This is a genomic window from Paenibacillus sp. S33 (assembly GCF_053615415.1).
In genome coordinates, this window is sequence record NZ_JBSIEZ010000001.1 from 1,834,199 (window position 1) to 1,856,298 (window position 22,100).

The 22,100-nt window shown below is 45.8% G+C and carries 21 protein-coding genes and 2 tRNA genes; 18 read left to right on the forward strand and 5 right to left on the reverse strand.

The window, feature by feature from the left end:
• Positions 1–27: 27 nt before the first annotated feature.
• Positions 28–1,146 carry a sporulation integral membrane protein YtvI gene (gene ytvI / locus ACWGXJ_RS08635; RefSeq protein ID WP_254349374.1) on the reverse strand — a complete coding sequence of 373 codons (1,119 nt, stop codon included), beginning with the start codon at positions 1,144–1,146 and terminating at the stop codon, positions 28–30.
• A gap of 345 nt (positions 1,147–1,491) precedes the next feature.
• On the opposite strand from ytvI, the gene citZ reads away from it, so the two are divergent.
• The 15 genes from citZ to ACWGXJ_RS08710 all read left to right on the forward strand — a co-directional run bounded on the left by citZ (position 1,492) and on the right by ACWGXJ_RS08710 (position 18,288).
• Positions 1,492–2,604, forward strand: coding sequence for a citrate synthase (citZ, locus tag ACWGXJ_RS08640; RefSeq protein WP_452566570.1), 1,113 nt, complete (start codon positions 1,492–1,494; stop codon positions 2,602–2,604).
• 151 nt (positions 2,605–2,755) lie between these two features.
• The gene (gene icd / locus ACWGXJ_RS08645; RefSeq protein WP_069291602.1) at positions 2,756–4,051 is read left to right on the forward strand and encodes an NADP-dependent isocitrate dehydrogenase; all 1,296 of its coding nucleotides are present in this window, start codon (positions 2,756–2,758) and stop codon (positions 4,049–4,051) included.
• Between the two features lie 16 nt (positions 4,052–4,067).
• On the forward strand, positions 4,068–5,009 hold the full coding sequence (mdh, locus tag ACWGXJ_RS08650; protein ID WP_061828678.1) for a malate dehydrogenase: 942 nt from the start codon (positions 4,068–4,070) through the stop codon (positions 5,007–5,009).
• 317 nt (positions 5,010–5,326) lie between these two features.
• Positions 5,327–5,743, forward strand: coding sequence for a hypothetical protein (locus tag ACWGXJ_RS08655; protein WP_250261849.1), 417 nt, complete (start codon positions 5,327–5,329; stop codon positions 5,741–5,743).
• Positions 5,744–5,960: 217 nt separating this feature from the next.
• Complete coding sequence (locus ACWGXJ_RS08660; RefSeq protein WP_165175973.1) at positions 5,961–6,830, forward strand: SDR family oxidoreductase; 870 nt, start codon at positions 5,961–5,963, stop codon at positions 6,828–6,830.
• Positions 6,831–6,951: 121 nt separating this feature from the next.
• Entirely contained in the window at positions 6,952–8,754 is a 1,803-nt protein-coding gene (pnpS, locus tag ACWGXJ_RS08665; protein ID WP_440722914.1) for a two-component system histidine kinase PnpS, read from the forward strand.
• A 128-nt stretch (positions 8,755–8,882) separates the two neighbouring features.
• Positions 8,883–9,614 (forward strand): response regulator transcription factor, encoded by a 732-nt coding sequence (locus ACWGXJ_RS08670; RefSeq protein ID WP_013309604.1) that lies wholly within the window; start codon positions 8,883–8,885, stop codon positions 9,612–9,614.
• A 159-nt stretch (positions 9,615–9,773) separates the two neighbouring features.
• Positions 9,774–10,898: a methyl-accepting chemotaxis protein gene (locus tag ACWGXJ_RS08675; RefSeq protein WP_446674411.1), complete on the forward strand. Its 1,125-nt coding sequence runs from the start codon at positions 9,774–9,776 to the stop codon at positions 10,896–10,898.
• Between the two features lie 127 nt (positions 10,899–11,025).
• Positions 11,026–11,784 (forward strand): phosphate ABC transporter ATP-binding protein PstB, encoded by a 759-nt coding sequence (gene pstB, locus ACWGXJ_RS08680; protein ID WP_061828674.1) that lies wholly within the window; start codon positions 11,026–11,028, stop codon positions 11,782–11,784.
• Between the two features lie 39 nt (positions 11,785–11,823).
• Positions 11,824–12,483, forward strand: coding sequence for a phosphate signaling complex protein PhoU (gene phoU / locus ACWGXJ_RS08685; protein WP_025721993.1), 660 nt, complete (start codon positions 11,824–11,826; stop codon positions 12,481–12,483).
• 177 nt (positions 12,484–12,660) lie between these two features.
• Entirely contained in the window at positions 12,661–15,315 is a 2,655-nt protein-coding gene (gene polA / locus ACWGXJ_RS08690) for a DNA polymerase I (RefSeq protein ID WP_452566571.1), read from the forward strand.
• Positions 15,316–15,386: 71 nt separating this feature from the next.
• Entirely contained in the window at positions 15,387–16,217 is an 831-nt protein-coding gene (gene mutM / locus ACWGXJ_RS08695) for a DNA-formamidopyrimidine glycosylase (RefSeq protein ID WP_452566572.1), read from the forward strand.
• A gap of 111 nt (positions 16,218–16,328) precedes the next feature.
• Positions 16,329–17,120: an MntP/YtaF family protein gene (locus ACWGXJ_RS08700; protein ID WP_452566573.1), complete on the forward strand. Its 792-nt coding sequence runs from the start codon at positions 16,329–16,331 to the stop codon at positions 17,118–17,120.
• Between the two features lie 11 nt (positions 17,121–17,131).
• The gene (gene coaE, locus ACWGXJ_RS08705) at positions 17,132–17,728 is read left to right on the forward strand and encodes a dephospho-CoA kinase (protein WP_061828670.1); all 597 of its coding nucleotides are present in this window, start codon (positions 17,132–17,134) and stop codon (positions 17,726–17,728) included.
• Positions 17,725–18,288: a lytic transglycosylase domain-containing protein gene (locus ACWGXJ_RS08710; protein ID WP_023987928.1), complete on the forward strand. Its 564-nt coding sequence runs from the start codon at positions 17,725–17,727 to the stop codon at positions 18,286–18,288. Before coaE ends, ACWGXJ_RS08710 begins: the two co-directional genes overlap by 4 nt.
• Before the next feature lie 118 nt (positions 18,289–18,406).
• On the opposite strand, the gene ACWGXJ_RS08715 is transcribed toward ACWGXJ_RS08710, so the two are convergent.
• Positions 18,407–18,631: an alpha/beta-type small acid-soluble spore protein gene (locus ACWGXJ_RS08715; RefSeq protein WP_013309613.1), complete on the reverse strand. Its 225-nt coding sequence runs from the start codon at positions 18,629–18,631 to the stop codon at positions 18,407–18,409.
• A 105-nt stretch (positions 18,632–18,736) separates the two neighbouring features.
• On the opposite strand from ACWGXJ_RS08715, the gene nrdR reads away from it, so the two are divergent.
• The 3 genes from nrdR to ACWGXJ_RS08730 all read left to right on the forward strand — a co-directional run bounded on the left by nrdR (position 18,737) and on the right by ACWGXJ_RS08730 (position 19,495).
• Positions 18,737–19,204 carry a transcriptional regulator NrdR gene (nrdR, locus tag ACWGXJ_RS08720; RefSeq protein ID WP_013309614.1) on the forward strand — a complete coding sequence of 156 codons (468 nt, stop codon included), beginning with the start codon at positions 18,737–18,739 and terminating at the stop codon, positions 19,202–19,204.
• 129 nt (positions 19,205–19,333) lie between these two features.
• Positions 19,334–19,409, forward strand: a tRNA-Ala gene (locus ACWGXJ_RS08725).
• A gap of 13 nt (positions 19,410–19,422) precedes the next feature.
• A tRNA-Lys gene (locus ACWGXJ_RS08730) sits at positions 19,423–19,495 on the forward strand.
• Positions 19,496–19,554: 59 nt separating this feature from the next.
• Here ACWGXJ_RS08730 and ACWGXJ_RS08735 read toward each other — a convergent pair.
• The 3 genes from ACWGXJ_RS08735 to ACWGXJ_RS08745 are packed head-to-tail and all read right to left on the reverse strand — an operon-like array spanning position 19,555 to position 22,000.
• Positions 19,555–20,580, reverse strand: coding sequence for an alpha/beta hydrolase family protein (locus ACWGXJ_RS08735; RefSeq protein ID WP_452566574.1), 1,026 nt, complete (start codon positions 20,578–20,580; stop codon positions 19,555–19,557).
• Complete coding sequence (locus ACWGXJ_RS08740; RefSeq protein WP_250261842.1) at positions 20,577–21,227, reverse strand: GNAT family N-acetyltransferase; 651 nt, start codon at positions 21,225–21,227, stop codon at positions 20,577–20,579. Before ACWGXJ_RS08740 ends, ACWGXJ_RS08735 begins: the two co-directional genes overlap by 4 nt.
• A 17-nt stretch (positions 21,228–21,244) precedes the next feature.
• A complete protein-coding gene (locus ACWGXJ_RS08745) occupies positions 21,245–22,000 on the reverse strand; it encodes a helix-turn-helix domain-containing protein (RefSeq protein WP_165175957.1) in 756 nt (251 codons plus the stop codon).
• Between the last annotated feature and the right edge of the window lie 100 nt (positions 22,001–22,100).

Genomic DNA, 22,100 nt, shown 5'->3' on the forward strand with positions numbered 1-22,100 from the left:
GTGAGCTGCCGTTTTCCTATCCGTGATCTAGCGGACTCTTCCAGCGAGAATATAGTTGCGCAAGTCCTGAATGACATTCGCGCGATTCAGTGCATCAATGACAATGAGTGATACAGGTCCGATAATTAGTCCTAAAACGCCAAACAGCTTGAGCCCGATGAACATACCGATGAGGGTGGGAAGCGGGTTCAAGCCCACGCTGCTGGCCAGCACCTTAGGCTCCACGATCTGTCGTCCAATCAACAGGATAATATAAAGGATCGACAATCCTACCCCTAGTGCCAAATTACCAGACATATACGCATACAGTATCCACGGAATCATCACAATGCCAACCCCCAAATAAGGTAGCAAGTCCACCAACCCGATCATCAAACCGATGGTAAAGGCGGATTCCACACGCAATATGAACAGCCCAACAATGACCGTTAATGCCGTAATGGAGATGATAATGAACTGTGCACGCAAATAGCCGTACAGTGCTTTACGCAAATCGTGCCATATATCCGACAATGGCTTGCGAATCGTATCAGGAATCGTGTTTGAGAGCATCCGACTATGTCGGTCCCAATCCTTACTAATAAAAAAGGCTGCTAATACGATAACCATTAGAACTGCTCCCATATTAGGCAGAGAGGTCAGCAAGTTCAAAACTCCATTAAAAAATTGAGCGACTAGCGTAGTGACAGCCGAACTGACAGTTTGAGTTGTCTTATCAATGTTACTGTTAATGGTATGTTGGTAATCCGGATTATCCCGGATGAAATGGTTAATTTCAATAATTATGTTTTGAATCAAATCACTTTGTGTCCAATCGATAAACAGACTTTTAAAACGCTCAATATGTCCGTCAAAAGTCATGGCCAACTTTATAACTTCTCGGACCATGCGGGTGATTGCCGCAGATAGGATAATTGCAATTCCACCTAAATATACAAATAATGAGACCGTGACAGCCGTCCAACGTGGCATACGGGCTTTGCTACGCAGAAAACCAACCAGTGGATTCATGGCATAAGCCACAAGCCAGGCGAATAGGAAAGGATAGACGAGAGGGAAAAGCACATATATGCCCAGTAACAGAGCTACAATCACGATTGCCACCCATAGAGCACGAAATATGCGATTCAGGATTAACCGGCTCAAGCTTTCACGGCTCCTTTCTTTTACGATAGTTTTTCATAAAATAAATGCTCTACTATACATATGCGGGAAAGGGGGAAGACAAGACCTGTGTAAAAAAGTGCAAATGAATCAATATTTTTTGTAAGGGGTTTCAAAAATTTATTTATGGAAGCGATAAAACATTTGAATGTGTTGGAATAGCCCTCAATGTTCACATAAACGACAAAATCCAGTATAGTGAAAGAAGGTTTAAATATTGACATATGGCGTTAACATTACTCAGCTATTTAAAAGACATATCTTACTTTTGAAAATGTTTACATTGCAAGTCCGTTCACAATGTTTTTACAAAGGAGAGATGTAACGATGACAGCGACTAAAGGTCTGGAAGGGATCGTAGCGACCACTTCCTCCATAAGCTCTATCGTAGATGGCGTTCTCACGTACCGGGGTTATAACATTGATGATTTGGCTGTTAACGCCGATTTTGAAGAGGTAGCTTATTTGTTGTGGTTTGGAAAATTACCTGATAAAGAGCAATTGCAGGAGCTTCGCAACCAGTTAAGCGAATACGCTGCTATTCCAGATGAAATTGTTGCTCAATTAAAGTTATACCCGAAAAATTTGAGTACAATGGCTGCCTTGAGGTCAGCCGTATCGTCTCTCGCTTTGTATGACCCAGAGGCGGATGATATGTCGAGAGAGTCTAATGTGACCAAAACCGTCAAGCTTCAGGCGCAATTGCCTACCATTGTGGCAGCTATAGCACGTATACGCGAGGGCTTGGAGCCGATTGCGCCTAAAAAAGGTATTTCCATTGCTGAAAACTTTTTGTATCAGCTGACTGGCAAGGACCCGGAGGAGACGGCTATTAAAGCGTTCAATCAGGCTCTCGTGTTGCACGCCGATCATGAATTAAATGCGTCTACCTTTGCTGCGCGTGTAACGGTAGCCACATTGTCGGATATTTATTCCGGAATCACATCTGCAATTGGAGCTTTAAAAGGACCACTGCATGGTGGGGCCAATGAGGCTGTGGCCAAAACGCTGGAGGAGATTGGTGGCTTGGATCAGGTGGACTCCTATATTCAGGCGAAACTGGATAACCGCGAAAAAATTATGGGCTTTGGACACCGAGTCTATAAAAACGGTGATCCGCGTGCCAAGCATTTGCACAAAATGTCCCGCGAGCTGGGGGAAATGAACGGCGACACGACGTTGTTTGATATGTCAGTTCGAATTGAGGGAATTGTAACAGGGCAAAAAGGCTTGAAGCCCAATGTGGATTTTTATTCTGCCTCTGTGTATACCCAGTTAGGTATCAAGAGAGACCTGTTTACACCTATTTTTGCTGTGAGTCGTGTATCCGGGTGGACCGCACACATTTTAGAGCAGTATGAAAATAACCGCCTGATTCGTCCTCGCGCCGAATATACAGGTCCAATGGATCAAAAATATGTATCACCAGAGTTGCGCTAACCCTTTGTCGAAGGAAGATTGAGGTTGTATACCCTGAATTTAAAAAATAAGGTACAATAGAGGGGACGACGAGAGATGTACGTTTTTGTCTGTGATAAAGATCATGTCTTTCGTCCTGTACCCATTCATATCTGAGGAGGAAAAGGAACTTATGGCGAAATTTGAAAAGTTTGAGCTCCCAACTGAAGGCGAAAAAATTACGATTGATAACGGTCAACTACGGGTTCCGAACCATCCGGTAATTCCGTTTATCGAAGGTGACGGCACGGGTCGCGATATCTGGAAAGCTTCCAAGCGCGTACTGGACGCAGCTGTAGAAAAAGCATATAACGGCAGCAAAAAGATTGCCTGGTATGAAGTATTCGCTGGTGAGAAAGCTTTCAATACATACGGCGAATGGCTCCCTAACGATACTTTGGAAGCCATCCGTGAGTATATTGTAGCCATCAAAGGTCCACTTACGACACCTATTGGCGGTGGTATCCGTTCGTTGAATGTGGCATTGCGGCAAGAACTGGATTTATACGTATGTCTGCGTCCTGTTCGTTATTTTAACGGTGTTCCTTCTCCAGTGAAACGTCCTGAATTGGTAGACATGGTTATTTTCCGTGAGAACACAGAAGATATTTACGCGGGGATCGAGTATGCTGAAGGGTCCGAAGACGTGAAAAAGGTTATTCAGTTCCTCCAACAAGAGCTGGGTGTGAACAAAATTCGTTTCCCTGAAACCTCTGGTATTGGCATTAAGCCAGTTTCTTCCGAGGGTTCAAAGCGTCTGGTACGGGCAGCCATTCAGTATGCTGTTGACCACGGACGCAAGAGTGTAACGCTCGTACACAAAGGTAACATTATGAAATTTACCGAGGGTGCCTTCAAAAACTGGGGTTATGAAGTGGCTGAGGAAGAATTTGCAGATAAAGTATTTACTTGGGCCCAATATGATGTAATCAAGGAAAAAGACGGTGAGGATGCGGCCAATGCAGCTCAAAAAGCAGCTGAAGATGCAGGCAAAATCATTATCAAGGATGCGATTGCTGATATTGCACTTCAGCAAGTCCTGACTCGTCCTTCTGAATTTGATGTAATTGCTACGCTCAACCTGAACGGGGACTATCTGTCCGATGCTCTTGCTGCCCAAGTTGGTGGAATTGGTATTGCGCCAGGTGCAAACATTAACTATGTAACAGGGCATGCTATCTTTGAAGCTACACATGGTACAGCTCCAAAATACGCCGACAAAGACGTAGTGAACCCTGGTTCCGTAATTCTGTCGGGCGTAATGTTGCTTGAACACTTGGGTTGGAAAGAAGCGGCTGACCTGATTTACAAAGGGCTGGAGACGTCCATTAATAAGAAGATTGTAACTTATGACTTTGCTCGTCTGATGGATGGTGCTACACAAGTGAAATGCTCCGAGTTCGCAGATACCATTATTAGTAACCTGTAAGGAAGGGGAATACCACTTGTCCATTCAACGTAAAAAAATATCCATTGTTGGCGCCGGTTTTACCGGTGCCACTACCGCATTGCTGCTGGCTCAAAAGGAGCTAGGTGATATCGTACTGATCGATATTCCGCAACTAGAGAATCCGACCAAAGGCAAGGCGCTTGATATTTTGGAGGCCGGTCCGGTACAGGGATTTGACAGCCAGATCACGGGCACTTCCAGTTACGAGGATGCAGCTAACTCGGATATCGTCATTATTACTGCCGGGATTGCACGCAAGCCGGGTATGAGCCGTGATGATTTGGTAAATACGAACGCAGGAATTGTAAAATCCGTTTGTGAGAACGTGAAGAAGTATGCGCCGGATTCTATCGTCATTATTCTGAGTAATCCGGTAGATGCTATGACCTATACTGCTTATCAAACGCTTGGGTTCCCGAAAAATCGGGTTATTGGCCAATCAGGTGTGCTGGATACAGCGCGATATTGTACATTTATTGCACAAGAACTGAACGTTTCCGTCGAAGACGTACGCGGCTTCGTTATGGGTGGTCACGGTGATGATATGGTGCCCCTGGTACGCTATTCCAGCGTTGGAGGTATACCTATCGAAACCCTGATTTCGCAGGAACGTATCGAAGCAATCGTGCAACGGACACGCGGTGGTGGCGGTGAGATCGTCAACCTGTTGGGTAACGGTAGCGCATATTATGCACCGGCAGCTTCGCTTGCACAGATGACAGAAGCGATTGTAAAAGATAAAAAACGGATTATCCCGGTCATTGCCTATCTGGAGGGAGAGTACGGCTATCAGGATTTGTTCCTTGGCGTACCGACACTTCTTGGCGGTAATGGTATCGAAAAAGTGTTCGAGTTGGAATTGACAGCCGAAGAAAAAGCAGCGCTCGATCAATCCGCCGAATCGGTCCGCAGTGTGATTAAAATAGTTACCGTATAGATTCAATTTTCTACTAAATCGGTATACTTTTACTTGAAGAGGTGTTCCCAAGCCATAGTCATGGCCATCGGACACCTCTTTTACTTTTAAACGGAAATAAGGAATCTACTCGTTTTCTTCCTTATTCCTTTGCTTTGGACCACTTCCCCGGTATAATAGAGTTCATATGCATGGATAGTTACATGAGGATTTTGCAAAAATCCTGACATAGAAAAGCATGTCCCAAAACACTGAAAAGATGGTAGTCATTCGTTGGAATATGATCGTTCTATGGAATAAGAGTTTGTAAGAAAACAAAGAAATGGAGGTTGTGAAAAATGTTTTTTATTCACATTATTGGATCACTGGCGATGGGTTTTTATTTATTGCTCCCCTTCGTTGTGGGCAAAATCGACAAATTGGCTCCTAGCGTGCAGGAAGGAACGATATCGGCTGTTCAGCTATTGAATCGTTTAGCCCAATTTGCGCTGATCCTTGTGCTTGTTAGCGGTATCTATATGATTTTTGCCTGGGGGCCATATTCCGTAGCTTGGATCGTGGTCGTTTTATTGTTGTTTCTCGCCATTTCTGGTATTGCGGGAGCCATGGGTAAGCCGTTACGGCTGTCGCTGGAAGCGATCCGTAGCCAACAGCCTATTACGCAATACGCTGGCAAAATGCGCATGTTCAGTACGCTGCTTGCCGTATTCCTGATTTTAATTACGTTTTTAATGGTATACAGCCATATTATTTAATTATGCATTTGGTGAGAGCCTATAATCCAATGATGATAAATGCTAAATTGAAAAAAACGGTCTGTGCTGAATAAGCATAGGCCGTTTTTTTTGTGTGCTCAAATAACTACATTTTTCTTTTTTCGTTTAACGAATAACTTTGTGTGGTAAATCAGGAGTAGAGTGGATGCAAATGTTGCATCCTAAAAAATATCTAATTTTGAAGGGAGAATGTACAATGCCTAAAAGTAATCAACCTCAGCAAACTTTGCCCCCACAGCATCAAGACCAACAACCGGGGATTGAGTCCAAAATGTCGCCTGCACCTCAGTTTGAAAAACCAACTTATAAAGCCGCTGGCAAGCTAACAGGTAAAGTTGCACTTATTACTGGTGGGGACAGTGGAATTGGACGGGCTGTAGCTGTCACATATGCCAAAGAAGGTGCGGACGTAGCTATCATCTACTTGAATGAGCATAAGGATGCGGAAGAAACAAAACGTCAGGTAGAGCAGGAGGGGCGCAAATGCGTATTGATTCCTGGTGATATCGGAGATGATCAATTTGCCAAAAAAGCGGTTCAACAGACGGTTAATGAGTTGGGCAAGCTCGACATTGTCGTGAACAATGCGGCAGAGCAGCATCCACAACAAAAGCTGGAGGATATTACCAAGGAACAGTTGGAGCGCACGTTCCGTACGAATATTTTCGGTATGTTCTTCCTGACGCAAGCAGCATTGCCGCATTTGAAGAAAGGGAGCACAATCGTCAATACAACATCGATTACCGCGTACGCTGGGAACAAGACACTCATTGACTATTCTTCGACCAAAGGGGCAATCACATCCTTTACTCGTTCCCTTTCACTCAATTTGGCGGATCAAGGTATTCGGGTGAACGCTGTAGCACCAGGGCCAATCTGGACGCCGCTAATCCCGTCTACATTTGATGCCAAGACGGTCAGCGAGTTTGGAGGAGCACAGCCAATGAAGCGTCCGGGTCAGCCGGAAGAATTGGCGCCAGCCTATGTGTACCTTGCTTCTGATGATTCTTCATATGTAAGCGGGCAGGTTATTCATATCAATGGCGGTGAAGTTGTAAACGGATAAGAGGATAAGGAAAAGGTTGGGGCAGTCTTATGCTCCGGCCTTTTTTTCTTTTCACAGTGGAACATAATGTAGGCAGCCTGTAGAATGAGATTAACTTACATAAAAGGATGGGCAAATTTCTATGAAATCGTTTCGTTTCAGGCTTACCCTGATCATGCTGGTTTTGATTGGCGTATCTGTCCTTGCTGCTGGAATCACGATGGGACAAATCTTTAAAAATTCGAATATGAAGGTGCTAGAGGAGAACATGGGACGGGAGATAGACCTGCTTCGTGCTACATTCCCTTTTGTGAATGCAGATGCCCTGTCCAGTACGGATTATGTCTCTTATTATTCTCAAAAGGCGAAGGAAATTGCCCGTCTGACGGAATCGCGGGTGACCTTCATTCGCAAGGACGGGACGGTGGTTGGCGATTCGTTAAGCGATCCGCGTAAGATGGAAAACCACGCATCTCGTGAAGAAATTCAGCAAGCCTCAACAGAGAGAATCGGACGCACGATTCGTTACAGCGAAACCTTGCAGCGGAACATGCTATACGTTGCAGAGCCTGTTGTATCGGACAAGGGCTTTGACGGATATATCCGTTTGTCCATGAGTCTGAAAGCGGTGGAGGAGGGAGTACGCCGCGGCTGGACGGCTATCGGGATTGGACTCGTGTTGCTATTTCTTGCTGCTGGATTGGTGAGCTATCGTATTGCCCGCAGTCTGACCTCGCCTATTGAGCATATTACAGGGGTAGCCAACCGCATTTCAGGACTGGATTATGACGCAAGGGTTGGTGTGCAGCGCCGGGACGAAGTAGGGCAACTGGGGGAAGCCATTAATCGTATGGCTGACAGTCTCCAAAACCAAATGAAAACGATACGTGACAATGAGGATCTACTCCAGAGCGTCATGAGTAATATGACAGGCGGGATTCTAATGATTGATGCAAGTGAAAGTATTGCGCTTGTAAACCGTGAGTCTGAGCGAATGCTCGGTGTCGTGGGCAAACGGGTGACGGACAAGCCGTATCATGAGCTGAAGAAGCACTATGAGCTCACAAAGCTAATTGAGGGCAGCATACAAAGCCGAGAAAGGCTGCATGGTGAGGTTCATTTGTACAATCCCGAGGAAAGACTCGTGTTGCTGGATGGTGTTCCGATGTATGAGGATGAAGGCGGATACCGGGGGATGCTGTTCCTTTTACAGGATATTACGGCTATTCGACGGTTGGAAAATATGCGGAGCGAATTTGTGGCAAACGTTTCTCATGAGCTAAAAACACCAATTGCCGCAGTCAAGGGTTTTGCCGAGACGTTACTCGGTGGCGGGGTTAAAGATGAGGAGACGGCCCGTTCATTTTTGCAAATTATATATGATGAAAGCGAACGATTGAATCGGCTGATCGGTGACATTTTGGAGCTATCCAAAATTGAATCCAAGCGTTCTCCGCTGGATTGCTCGCCAGTGCACGTTTCGTCGTTCATAGAATCATTGCTGGAAAAACTGAACAATGTAGCTGCCAAAAAAAGAATTACGCTGCACATGGATATCCCGGATGAGCTGTTTATGGAGGCAGATGAAGATAAGCTTCAGCAGATTTTCTTGAACCTTTTGTCTAATGGTATCAACTATACACTTGATGGTGGCAAGGTAAAGATTAAGGTTTTAACGATCCAGCGGGAGAATGACACGGAAAAGGTCGTATTTACAGTCAGTGATACAGGTATTGGAATTCCAAAGAAGGACCTGCCACGTATCTTTGAACGCTTTTATCGGGTGGACAAAGGACGCTCGCGCAACTCTGGAGGAACGGGACTGGGACTGTCGATCGTCAAACACTTGATCGATTTGCATCATGGCACCCTTTCGGTGGAAAGTGAGCTTGGATTGGGTACCACATTTACAGTTGAATTACCGCTATTGCAACAGGAAGAATGAACTATAACCTTTTTTACATTCTGTTAACAATGCCGTGATAAAATAAACGGGTGTTGCATGAGTATGGAAAAGGTTTCAGGATTTTGACCAATGCGCCTTTCACAGGTAAACAGGAGATGAAGTTATTTATGGGACAACGCTTGCTGGTTATTGAGGATGAGCCAACGCTTGCCAGATTGCTATCCTACAATTTGATACAAGAAGGCTTCGAAGTGGACACGGAGGATCATGGCAGTGCAGGGTTTGAAAAAGCCTCCAGAGAGTCCTACGATTTGATCCTGCTGGATTTGATGCTGCCGGGAATGAACGGACTGGACATTCTGAGCAGACTTCGCCATCAGGGGCTGACAACGCCTATCATTATTTTAACGGCCAAAAACGGCGAGGCCGAGGTTGTCCAAGGGCTGAAGTCGGGTGCAGATGATTACATCACGAAGCCTTTTGGCGTTTCTGAGCTGTTGGCCCGTGTAACGGCTGTGCTGCGAAGAACTTCCGGCGGGGATGAAGGAGTGCTGTCTGATCAGAAAGATAGCTCCAAAATTCAACTGGGCGAGCTGGAGATTTACCCTGAGAAATATGAGGTCATTCTTGGAGGTCAGTCCATCAGCCTCAGACCAAAGGAATTTGAGGTACTTCTTTATTTGTCCCGCAAGCCGGGTGTGGTATTGACTCGGGATGATCTGATGAATGCTGTCTGGGGTTTTGACTACATTGGCGGTCAACGAACCGTGGATGTGCACGTCAGTTCCTTACGTAAAAAGCTGGAGCTGGATCCCGACTCGGTTCATATCGATTCGATCCGTGGAGTGGGGTACAAGCTGGTTGTAAATAAAAAAAGAAGCGCTTCTCATTTATTATAAATGAGGAGCGTTTTTCTTTATCCAGGGAAGTGTCTGACGACTTTTGTGTCCATTTCGTGATTTTACATTTCATTAACAAAAATAGACGCTAGAATCAACAAATGACCGATATGATGTTCCCGTCACTCCAAGTAGTTAAAAAAAGGGGACTTCAGAACGATGATAACGGAACCAAAGACCCAGCCGAGTTCCACTGCCGTGATTGAACGTGAAGCATACAAGCCGATTACTACCTATGTGCCATGCCGGGAGGTTCCGATCATTGGTACGGATATGACTTGTAAAGAACTGTTAGCGCTTATGAAAACACAGGAGGATATTCCTTGTGTCATTGTTGTGGATAAAAATGATCTTCCATTGGGCATTATTATGAGAGATGCGTACAATCGCCATTTTACGGGCAGATTTGCTGCGGCGTTGTTCTATGATAAGCCTGCGGCCATATTTGCCGACCCCGATACATTAATTGTGGATCTGAAAAGCCAGGCATCGGACATTGTGGAACTGGCGATGCTGCGCGAAGATCAGCGTTTTTACGATTGTGTGTTGATTAAGGAAGGAACACGGTTACTCGGCGTACTCACGATTCGTGATATCCTGTCCGTCGTGCAGCGAATGCAAAGAGAAGCAGACGAAGAGCGGGGCGATGTGATTCGGCATAGCTATGACGGAGTCCAGCGTATTCAGCTGACTGTGCTGGATGCAGCTAAAGAGGCCGACGACAGTGTGCGGCTAACCCGCTCAATGAGTGAATTATCCCGTCGTGGCAAAGTAGAACTGGAGGATGTTTTGCTCTCCTATCGTGCAGTCACGGAGCAAATGAAGCGCCAGCATGAGCAGATGACGGCGTTGACCCAATCGCTGAATGACATTGCGCGCATGGCCTCATCCATTCGTGCACTGGCAGATCATAGCGGACTGCTGGCGATCAACGCGTCCATTGAAGCGGCGCATGCTGGCGAACACGGACGAGGCTTCCAGATTGTGTCTCAGGAGGTGCGGAATATGTCACTCCAGACGAAAGCCTTTTCCACGCAGATTACAGGCTTACTCACCCATATCGAGCAAATGCTGCGTGACACCGCTGAACTGACGGATACGAGTATGCAGCAGATTCATACAGGCTCTCAATATATTTCTGCCGGAACACAAACTTTTGCCAAACTACTGCAGGCTGTCAACGAAATTGAAGCCAAAAACAGCGAAATGTCCCGTTCCGCAGAGGAAGCGGCTTTGAATGCAGCCGAAATTGCGCAGGAGCTTGAGCTCATGCTAAGTTCTTGATCATTTTACATACCGTTAACAAATCCACCACACTAAATTTACACACAGCTTATATAATCTTCATATTGTGCAAATCAGGTGCAATGCTTGAGGATCATAACTGCAACACGAAGGAGATCATAAATCCATGAATGATTCCGTAATCCGGATCGATAAGCTGAATTTATATTATGAGAAATTTCACGCGCTGAAACATATAAACCTCGATATTCCTGAAAAAACGGTAACTGCCTTCATCGGCCCGTCCGGCTGCGGCAAATCAACCCTGCTGCGTACGCTGAACCGGATGAATGACATGATACCGGGAACGCGTATTGAAGGCACTGTGAGTATCGCAGGTCAGGATATATACGGCGATACTATGGAAGTAGAAACTCTGCGTAAGCAGGTGGGAATGGTTTTTCAACAGCCTAACCCATTTCCCAAATCGATTTATGATAACGTGGCCTACGGTCCGCGTCTGCATGGAATTCGGCAAAAGGACAAGTTGGACGAATTGGTTGAGCAAAGCCTGCGGCAGGCGGCACTCTGGGAAGAGGTCAAGGATTTTCTGAAGCGTTCTGCTCTGAGTTTATCCGGTGGACAACAGCAACGGTTGTGCATTGCCCGGGCGCTTGCTGTACAGCCAGATATTTTGCTAATGGACGAGGCGACATCTGCGCTGGATCCGATCTCCACGATGAAAATTGAAGAACTGGTTCAGGAATTGCGAGACACGTATACCATTGTCATGGTGACGCATAACATGCATCAGGCAGCCCGTGTGTCCGGTCGAACTGCGTTCTTTTTGAATGGTGTTGTGGTGGAAGCAGCGGATACACAGACGATGTTTTCCACGCCGCAAGATTCACGTACAGAAGATTATATTTCAGGGCGATTTGGCTAAAGCCTACCAGATGAATATGCCAGAAGGGGTGACTTCGAAATGATACGTAGAAAAGGTTTTGATGAAGGGTTAGATGAACTGAGAGCCGTACTGCGCGAAATGGGTGCACACGTTTCGAAGGCGCTCGATCAGGCCATTGAATGTTTGCAGACCAAAAATACAGAATTGGCTCAGCAGGTGGTCAAAAATGATGCATCCCTTAATACGCTGGAAGAGAATATTCTCGATATGGGTTCCAAGCTCATTATTACCCAGCAGCCGGTAGCGAAGGATTTGCGCCGGATCATTGTTGCATTTAAAATTTCCAGTGATCTGGAACGAATGGGCGATTTGGCGCTTGATATTGCCAAGGTGACACTTCGCTTGGAAGGGCAGCAGATCATTAAGCCGCTGGTGGATATTCCGCACATGGCTTCCATTGTTAAAGAAATGATAGATGATGCGATCAAATCCTATTTGGATGAAAATACAGATCTGGCCTACAAAATGGCCAAAGAGGATGATCGTGTGGATTCCATGTATAGCCACATGATCAGCGATCTGTACGCCTTTATGGTAGAAAAGCCGGCAGAGGCTTCACAAGCCATGCTGCAACTGCTTGTAGGACGATACATTGAACGAATTGGTGACCATGCTACGAATATCGGTGAAAGCACTGTATATCTCGTGACAGGGGAGAGACCAGATTTGAACCAGTAGAGCTTTCAGGTATATAGCGGTTGTTTCTGACCCAGACTTGTCTTTGAGCAAAAGGCAATTTTGGTTAGGAAGCAGCCGTTTTTTTCTGAAAAAGCAGTCTTGTATGTTAAGATAGGAGGAGGAATGCGTAAAACGTAAGAACGTTACGAATGCATTGATGAACTTGCGAGGTGCTAAATGGATAAACTCATGCTTATAGATGGCAACAGTATCATTTACCGGGCGTTTTTTGCTATGCCACCGTTAACGAATTCGAGCGGGCAGCAGACGAACGCGGTGTACGGATTTACGACGATGTTATTGCGGCTCTTGGAGGAGCACAAACCAACACATATTCTGGTTGCCTTCGATGCCGGTAAAATAACGTTTCGCCATAAAGGATACGAGGATTACAAAGGTGGACGGGAGAAAACACCGCCAGAGCTGTCCCAGCAATTTCCGTTGCTGAAAGAGCTATTGACCGCTTTCGGCATTGCTCAGTTTGAACTGGATGGCTATGAGGCAGACGATATTATAGGCACCCTCTCCAAGACAGCGGACGAAGCCGGTTTTAATGTGCTGGTCGTGACCGGGGACAAGGATATGCTTCAATTGGCTTCAGACCATGTCACAGTTGGCTTGACCCGCAAAGGGGTTACTGAGGTGGAGACATATGGACCTGAGCAAATTGAGGAACGATATGGCCTGAAGCCGCTGCAAATTATTGACCTTAAGGGTCTGATGGGCGATACGTCGGACAATATTCCTGGTATTCCCGGTGTGGGTGAAAAAACAGCGCTCAAGCTGCTGCATCAATACGGTTCAGTCGAAGAAGTGCTGGCGCACACGAATGAGCTGAAGGGCAAAATGAAAGAACGCGTAGAGACACATGCTGATGATGCGCGAATGAGCAAAGATTTGGCGACCATTTATCGGGATGTAACGTTGGACAAGCAGCTGGAAGATGTGGCTTTTGGCGGGCTGCAAGCAGAAACGGCCGGGCCAGCTCTGGCGAAGCTAGAGTTCAAGTCCTTGCTGGAGCGTTTATCCTTTTCAAGTGAGGTTGGCAGTACTGGGGTAGACGTAGAGGAAGCCGCGGCTGACGTAACAGTGCTGGATGAGCAGCGGATTAGCGAATTGGTAGAAGTGTTGGATCATGTGGATGTGCTGCATGTAGAGACGCATGGTGATAATCCGCATCATGCTGACATCGTAGGTCTGATATTTGCCGCAACGGGACAGCAGTTTTTTATGACACTGGATGTACTGCAAAGCGATGCAGCTTCATCTATTCGCGAATGGCTTGCTGACCCTGAACGCAAAAAACGTGGTCATGATCTACATCGTACGGATTTGGCTTTACACTGGCATGGAATTGAGTTTGCAGGGGCCGAGTTTGATGTGCAACTGGCAGGGTACTTGCTGGACCCGACCGATGCAAACCAGACATTGAGCGGATTGGCAGCCAAATATGGTTTGTCTTCGATCCGTCCAGACGAAGAAGTGTTCGGTAAAGGAGCTAAATATAAAGTTCCTGACGTGGCTGTACTGTCCGATCATGTGGCGCGTAAGGCAGCGGTGATTGAAGCTTTGGTGCCTGTACAGCAGGCGGAGCTGGAAAAAACGGAAATGCACAAGCTGTTTCATGAGCTGGAGATGCCGTTGTCCCGCATTTTGGCGGATATGGAGAAGCAGGGCATTTTGGTGAACGTAGAAGAACTGCGCGCTTTGGGGAAAGAATTTGAAGCCCAGATTGCAACCTTGGTGGGTGAAATCTACAGCATTGCTGGAGTAGAGTTTAATCTGAATTCGCCCAAGCAGTTGGGTGAGATTTTGTTTGATAAACTGGGTTTACCTGTCATTAAAAAGACGAAAACGGGGTACTCGACTGATGCGGAGGTATTGGAAAAGCTGGCCCCCTATCATGATATTGTGCAAAATATTTTGCAGTACCGCACCATTGCCAAACTCCAATCGACGTATGTCGAAGGATTGCTGAAAGAAATTTCGGAGAAAACGGGTAAGGTGCATACGTATTTCCGGCAGACGGTTGCAGCAACTGGACGCTTGAGCAGTCAATTTCCGAATTTGCAAAACATTCCGATTCGTCTTGAAGAGGGTCGCAAAATTCGCAAAGTATTTGTTCCGTCCGAACCGGGCTGGTCTATTTTGGCGGCAGACTACTCACAGATAGAGCTGCGGGTGCTGGCTGATATTTCGGATGATGAACGTTTGAAGGAGGCCTTTGTCCACGATATGGACATCCATACCAAGACCGCATCCGATGTGTTTGGGGTAGCAGCGGAAGATGTGGACTCCAATATGCGGCGTTCTGCGAAGGCAGTCAACTTTGGGATTGTCTATGGGATCAGTGATTATGGTCTGTCACAAAATTTGAATATTACGCGGAAGGAAGCGGCTCGTTTTATCGACCAGTATTTTGATGTGTTCCAAGGCGTTCGCCGTTACATGGATGATATTGTGAAGGATGCGAAGCGGGACGGCTACGTAAAAACGCTGTTGGAACGCAGACGCTATTTGCCGGAGATTAACGCCAGCAATTTCAACCTGCGTTCATTCGCTGAGCGTACAGCGATGAATACGCCGATTCAAGGTACCGCAGCCGACATTATCAAGTTGGCGATGGTACAGATGGATGAGGCCTTACGTGAACGTAAACTTCGCAGCAGAATGCTGCTCCAAGTACATGATGAGCTTGTGTTCGAGGTTCCGCCTGAGGAAATGGAAACGATGAAAGAGCTTGTCCCGGCTACCATGGAAGCCGCATTAAAGCTGGCTGTGCCGCTCAAAGCCGAAGTAAGCTATGGCAGCAATTGGTATGAGGCCAAGTAATATATTTCAATGAGTAGATAGTCCCAATTTGACGCTGCTTCCGTTATAATATAGGGTGAGGTGAAGACATCATGCCGGAATTACCGGAAGTAGAAACAATTAAACGAACGCTAAACGAGCTTATCGTTGATAAACATATAGATCATGTCACCGTTAATTTGCCGCGGATCATTCAACGGCCCGATGATATCCACGCTTTTGCGATGGAATTGGCCGATCACCGGATTACAGGGGTTGAGAGACGCGGAAAGTTTCTGCGGATTTTGCTGGACGGGCTGGTGCTGGTCTCCCATCTTCGAATGGAAGGGCGATATGGATTGTATTCGCAACATGATCCTGTGGAAAAGCATACCCATGTCATCTTTCATTTTAAAGATGGTACGGAGCTGCGTTATCAGGATGTGCGCCAGTTTGGCACAATGCACTTATTTCCGGCAGGACAGGATTTGCTGGAAAAGCCGCTGAACAAGCTCGGTTTGGAACCGATGGACGAGGCCTTTACACCCGAAATGCTGCGTGTTGCTGTTGGAACTCGTTCGACTTCGATCAAGGCAGCGCTGTTAAACCAGTCATATGTGGTGGGCATCGGGAATATTTATGTAGATGAATCGATGTTTAAGGCGGGGATTCATCCAACACAGCCAGCCAAAAGCCTAACGGATAGCCAATTTCATGTCTTGCATGAAGCTATTGTCTCCACGCTGGGTGCGTCGATTCACGTTGGAGGCTCGTCCATTAAATCGTTCGTTAATGGACAGGGTAAAACGGGCGACTTCCAGCATCAATTGCAAATCTATGGACGTAACGCGAAGCCTTGCGTTAACTGTGGCACATTGATCGAAAAATCTGTCGTAGCCGGACGTGGCACACATCATTGTCCGGTCTGCCAGCCTCTGCGCTAAACAGGCACAGTCACCCCAAGCCCATCCCTCTCATATATTGTTCCAAGTACCAATACTGCGGAGGGTTTCGGTTGTTATAAGGCCCTGCCTTCGCAATGGGAGGGAATTGGAGTGGCTAATCATTGGGGAGCCCTGCTGTTACTGGCATTTGCGCTAAGTTTGGACAGTTTCGGAGTCGGTGTTACATATGGACTGCGCAAAATGAAAATTCCACTGTTGTCGATTGCTATCATCTCCATATGTTCAGGTTTGGTGATCGGCATATCCATGCAATTGGGCGCATTACTATCTCATGTTCTGTCTCCTGTATATACGACCGTTTTCGGCGCTGTCATCCTGATCTGTATCGGCTGTTACTCTTTGATTCAAGCTCTGCACCGCAAAGAGGATTCGCCAGAGGATTCAGCGGAAGCCTCTCGGCGGCTGCTTCTTACAGAACAGACTGATCCAGTGAGCAGATCTGTTCTTGGAGAGAAGAAGTGTATAGAGGGTGATGATACAGAGTCTTTCCTTAGCTCAAGAAAAGATCTGTCGGCAGAAGCTTCTGTGGAGCAGCAGGAGCGAACGCTATTTTCTCTGGAGTTCCGCGAATGGGGACTTGTTATTCGGATTCTTCGAAGTCCGTCTGCTGCGGATATGGACCGTTCCGGCAGTATATCTGCTACCGAAGCGGTTTGGCTGGGCATTGCATTATCGGTCGATGCGTTCGGAGCGGGACTCGGGGCAGCTATGCTTGGTTTTCAGCCACTGTCTACTGCGCTGGCTATTACGTTATTCAGTGGAACATTTTTGATTGCAGGGATGAAGGCAGGCTTCTTTCTATCAGCATTTCGATTTATGAAGGCGCTGGGTGTATTGCCGGCATTATTACTGATTATGATGGGCATATTGAAGCTGTTATGAGGTGAAAGAGCATGAATATCGGATTAACCGGAGGTATTGCTACCGGAAAAAGCACCGTGTCGGCTCTTTTGGTCGCCAAAGGTGCGCTGCTGATCGACGCAGATGCCATTGCCCGGGAAGTCATGCTTCCGGGGCATCCGGTGCTGGCGGCGGTCATACAGCATTTTGGACAAGCTATAGTGAACAATGACGGAACCCTGCACCGCAAAAAACTGGGTGAGATTGTATTCGGTGACCCTGCCCAGCGGCAGGCACTTAACGATATTACACATCCTGCTATTCGTGAGGAAATGCGTATGCGCATGGAAGCATATGAACGGGAACAGCCGGACAAGCTTGTTTTGGCAGATATCCCGTTACTGTACGAGTCCGGGCTGGAGAGCTTGTACGAGGAAATTATGGTTGTGTACGTACCACGTGATATTCAGCTCCAGCGTCTGATGCTCAGAGACGGTCTGACGGAGGAGCAAGCTGGACTTAGGCTGTCCGCACAAATGGATATTGAACAAAAGAAAAGCTTGGCCGATATCGTTATCGATAATAGCGGAACACAGACTGAGACGAAACGACAAATTGATCAATTTTGGCAGCGGAAGGGACTTGCATGAATATTTTGCGAAAGAAAAGAGTCCTGCTCACTTTGTTTGTCGGGTTTGTCCTGATCCTGTTCCTTAATTCAAATTGGATGTCCTGGTTCTATCCAATTCAATATAAGGATGAGATTCGGCAGTATTCACAAACGTATGAAGTGGACCCATTTTTGGTGGCGTCTATTATCCGTGTAGAAACCAATTTTAAAACCAGCAAGCAGTCGCATAAGGGTGCACTGGGCCTGATGCAGATTATGCCGAATACGGCAAATTGGATTATGGACAGTGCCCAGATTCAAAAGGTTCCGCTGGACAGTGTCAAGCACGAGCCTGGCACCAATATTGAGCTGGGAACCTGGTATTTGCATAACCTATCCATGAAGTTTCAGGATAATCCTGTAGCAATCGTAGCTGCTTACAATGCAGGGCCAGGGAAAGTTCAGGAGTGGCTGGATAAGGGAGTGTGGGATGGAAAAGAAGAGTCCATTAAGCAAATCCCTTTTGGTGAGACACGACATTATGTACAGCGGGTCATTTATTACTACAGGCAATACACGAAAATTTATAATGATTTTTAAATGGCAAGTTAATGACATGATGAGCCTTTTCGCTTTAAAATGAAAAAAGCGCAGGACAGGCTGTTTTTAGCAGCCCATCCATACACTTTATCTTGTTATTTCTGCATTATTACCGCGATTATTGGTATTGACCTGCCAATTGTTGTTCGGCGATCGTTACGAGGCGTTTTGTGATGTAGCCCCCGATCGAACCGTTCTCATAGGAAGTCATGTTACCTTGGTATCCATCTTGAGGAATGCTGATACCCAGCTCTTGAGCGATTTCATATTTCATTTGCTCCAGAGCGCCGGAGGATCTGCTGACTACCAGATTGTTGGAGTTGCCATTGTTTCCTTGTGCCATTGTTGTTCACCTCCTCGCGATATGGTAAACATATTATGATCCGTTTTGACAAAATTATTACTAAGAATCTTCGGGAATTTATTGGAAAAAGAAAGTGGTGAGATTATGAAATGTCCGTATTGTGCCTACAACGGCACGAAAGTGTTGGATTCGCGACCTGCGAATGATAACAAGTCCATCCGTCGCCGCCGTGAATGTGAGCAGTGTGCCAGGCGTTTTACCACCTTTGAAATGGTGGAGGAAACCCCGCTCATGGTCATCAAAAAAGACGGCAGCCGTGAAGAATTTAGTCGTGATAAAATGCTGCGTGGCCTCATTCGGGCCTGCGAGAAGCGTCCAGTATCCGTCGAGCAACTGGATATGATCGTATCCCAGGTAGAGAACGCTATCCGCAACACAGCAGCCACAGAAGTGGATAGCCAGCAGATCGGTGAGCTGGTCATGGAACAGCTTTACCCAGTGGATGAAGTCGCCTACGTCCGTTTTGCGTCCGTCTATCGTCAGTTTAAAGACATCAATATGTTTATGAAGGAACTGAAAACACTATTATCTAAAGATACAGCCAGCGACTGATCGCTGACTGTATCTTTCTTGGGACAAAGTGGGAAGATGATTATATTTTTTATAAAAGTATTGACACAGGGATAAAAATTTTATATGATATAGAAGTCGCTTGAAACGTTGATTAAACTTACTTATGATGGGGCCTTAGCTCAGCTGGGAGAGCGCATCGCTGGCAGCGATGAGGTCAGGGGTTCGATCCCCCTAGGCTCCACCAAACTTTTAATTATGGACTCTTAGCTCAGTTGGTAGAGCAGTTGACTCTTAATCAATTGGTCCAGGGTTCGAGTCCCTGAGAGTCCATCCTTTAGAAAAAACGGCAGAGATGCCGTTTTTTTGTTGTTTATAGATCTATTCTCAGTCTAGCTGAAAACATCATGGGGTTTCCGTTGATTGACATAATCGGCAAGGATTTTGAGATACTCGTCATTCACCAATTTTCTTGGGGCGAATACGGCTGTTAAAAAAGTTAGAGATTTTGAACGCGCGATTTTTTCATCCATCATGGAATGGTCGGCTTCAGGTAAATGAATAACGGACAGCAGCTCTGCGGGTATTTTCTGGCGGTAGACTCGCTCGGTATCCTTTACATCTACATTAATATCTTTGCCAGCCAGAACCAAGAGTACAGGAGAATGGAAGTGACTTAATTCTTCGGTGGAATCAGACCGAAAATTTTTGCCTATAAAGCTCCATCTTTCTTTGGAGATCATATCCTCAGGATCGGCTATGCTTAGGTATTCTTCATAAGAAGCATGTTTTTTCAGTAACTGTAGAATCTCTTGATCGTAGTTCAATGTCTTTTGAATTTCTTGCGGAGTAGCTCCTTCTTGCTCCATTTCTTTTCTGGTATTAAATTGTCCTTGGGAAATCCAGTTCACGGCAGGCGATACAAGGATGCTGAATGCAATATCATGTTCCTCTTTAACGATCTTCGGAATGACCCATCCTGCTTGACTGGCTCCCCATAGGCCGATTTTTTGCGTATCAATCATCGGCAAGGTTCTCGCCCAGTCTATTGCATATCGGATCTCCTGTGCGCGGTCCTCCATGCTTTGATCCAGCCAATTTCCAGGGGCACTATTAATACCGGGCTTATTCAATGACAGGGAGGCATAACCCTTGGAGGCGAACTTTTCCCACAGTGGTTTGTATCCATCATCATATGTGTCATTAATAGGACCATCCCCATGCACAAAAACAATTAATCCAACCTTTCCCGAGTAACCCTTAGGCAAAGCTAACGTGCCTGTTAGGAGCCCTTTGGGTGTCGCAATTTGTATTTTTTCTTCCGTCATCTTGTAGGAATTTTGATATAGAACAATGAGTATCAAGGCAACAGCTAGAGCTGCCGCAATACCCAAAGTAAGCTTAAATGTTTTTTTCAATGGTGTTCTCTCCTCGAATGCAGGTTCTCTTTCCAACTCATCAGATGCCATTCAGGCTCCTTGAACCAAAAATGCCGTAACCCATTATATTTGGATTGTTCTACTTCAAACGCCAGTTTGTGATACAAATGGATAGCCCCTTGGTTCTTATGCGCTACATGAAGCGTCAATGCATGAAACCCAGATTCAACCATAAATTGCTGTGCGAAAGCTAGAAGACGGCGTCCTATTCCCTGGTTACGATGACTTGAACGAATCGCCAAATGATCAATGTAACACTCATTTGCAACGGGGGTATACTCCAGCACATGCATACCTGTCAAAAATTTAAGTATATTAAAGCAACCAAACTGTTTTATGAGCGGAGCCAAAGAAATGGGGGGTGTTTCAGGAAGGGAAGAGGAGGAGGGTTTCCATTTAAGAGAAAGAACACCGATAACTTCTTCGTTTTCTTTGGCTACAAATTGTTTCATAGATGTAGAATAAGGATTTTGAACCCAAACCTGCATTAACAACTGCTGTATAGCTTGATCCTCCAGTGTAACAAGAGATTGGAATTTTGCTTTAAACGATTCGACTAAAAGACTACAAACAGCTTCATGGTCTTGTTTCTGGTATGCAACAATGTCAAAGGATTTTGCACTCATGTAACGCCCTCCTAGATTTATTCTACTTTAACTTGAATTTCGTATTGCAGCTTGTTGTTGTCGAACATCGAAAGATAAGATTTTTCTACTAGGACAATCTTGCTTTGGCAGTTATATTGGTGATGAGCTACATATCGTTCCATTTGTTTAATTTCATAATCAATCTCAGGCTCTTCAATGACGGAAAGATGCTTATAAAGATAGTTTCCTTCTTCCAGAATATAGTCAGCCACATCCACCGTTTCATAACACAGCTTCACCTGTCCGGCATCAGACAAGTAATGCAGGTCATTTTCAAATAATCGAGGTGGGGCAGGGTGGTGTTCAAATAAGTTTCCGGCAGTGAGCTCTTGACCATTCTCCAATGCAAACCATAGCTTTAAATGACGGGGACCTAATCGTTTGACCTGATATTCATCATTTCGCTGAGTCAGGCTATCATGTTCTTCTAGCACTTTGTGAATAAACTGTTCATGCATCTTCAAGTTAGCTATTTCAGCTTGTACCTTCTGCAACGAATGCTCTAAAAGCTGGTTATAGTCATCGGCAGCATAGGAAGTCATACATTCTTGAATCTGACCGACAGGGACATTTAATTTGCGTAATAATAAAATATGCGAAAGCTGATAAATCTCATGAATCCCGTACATCCGATATTGATTTTCTTCTGTATGTGATGGATACAGGATTCCCTTTTCTTCAAAATATCGCAGTTGATGTACAGATACATTCATGAGCTGAGCAAGCTGACTGATCGTAATGTGTTCTTTCAATGACAGGACTCCTTACTGATAGTTGAATAACTCCACTATAAACCTTAGGTCAGACCTAGGGTCAATAGAAAATATCAAATCTTGGATAGGCATAGGTGTC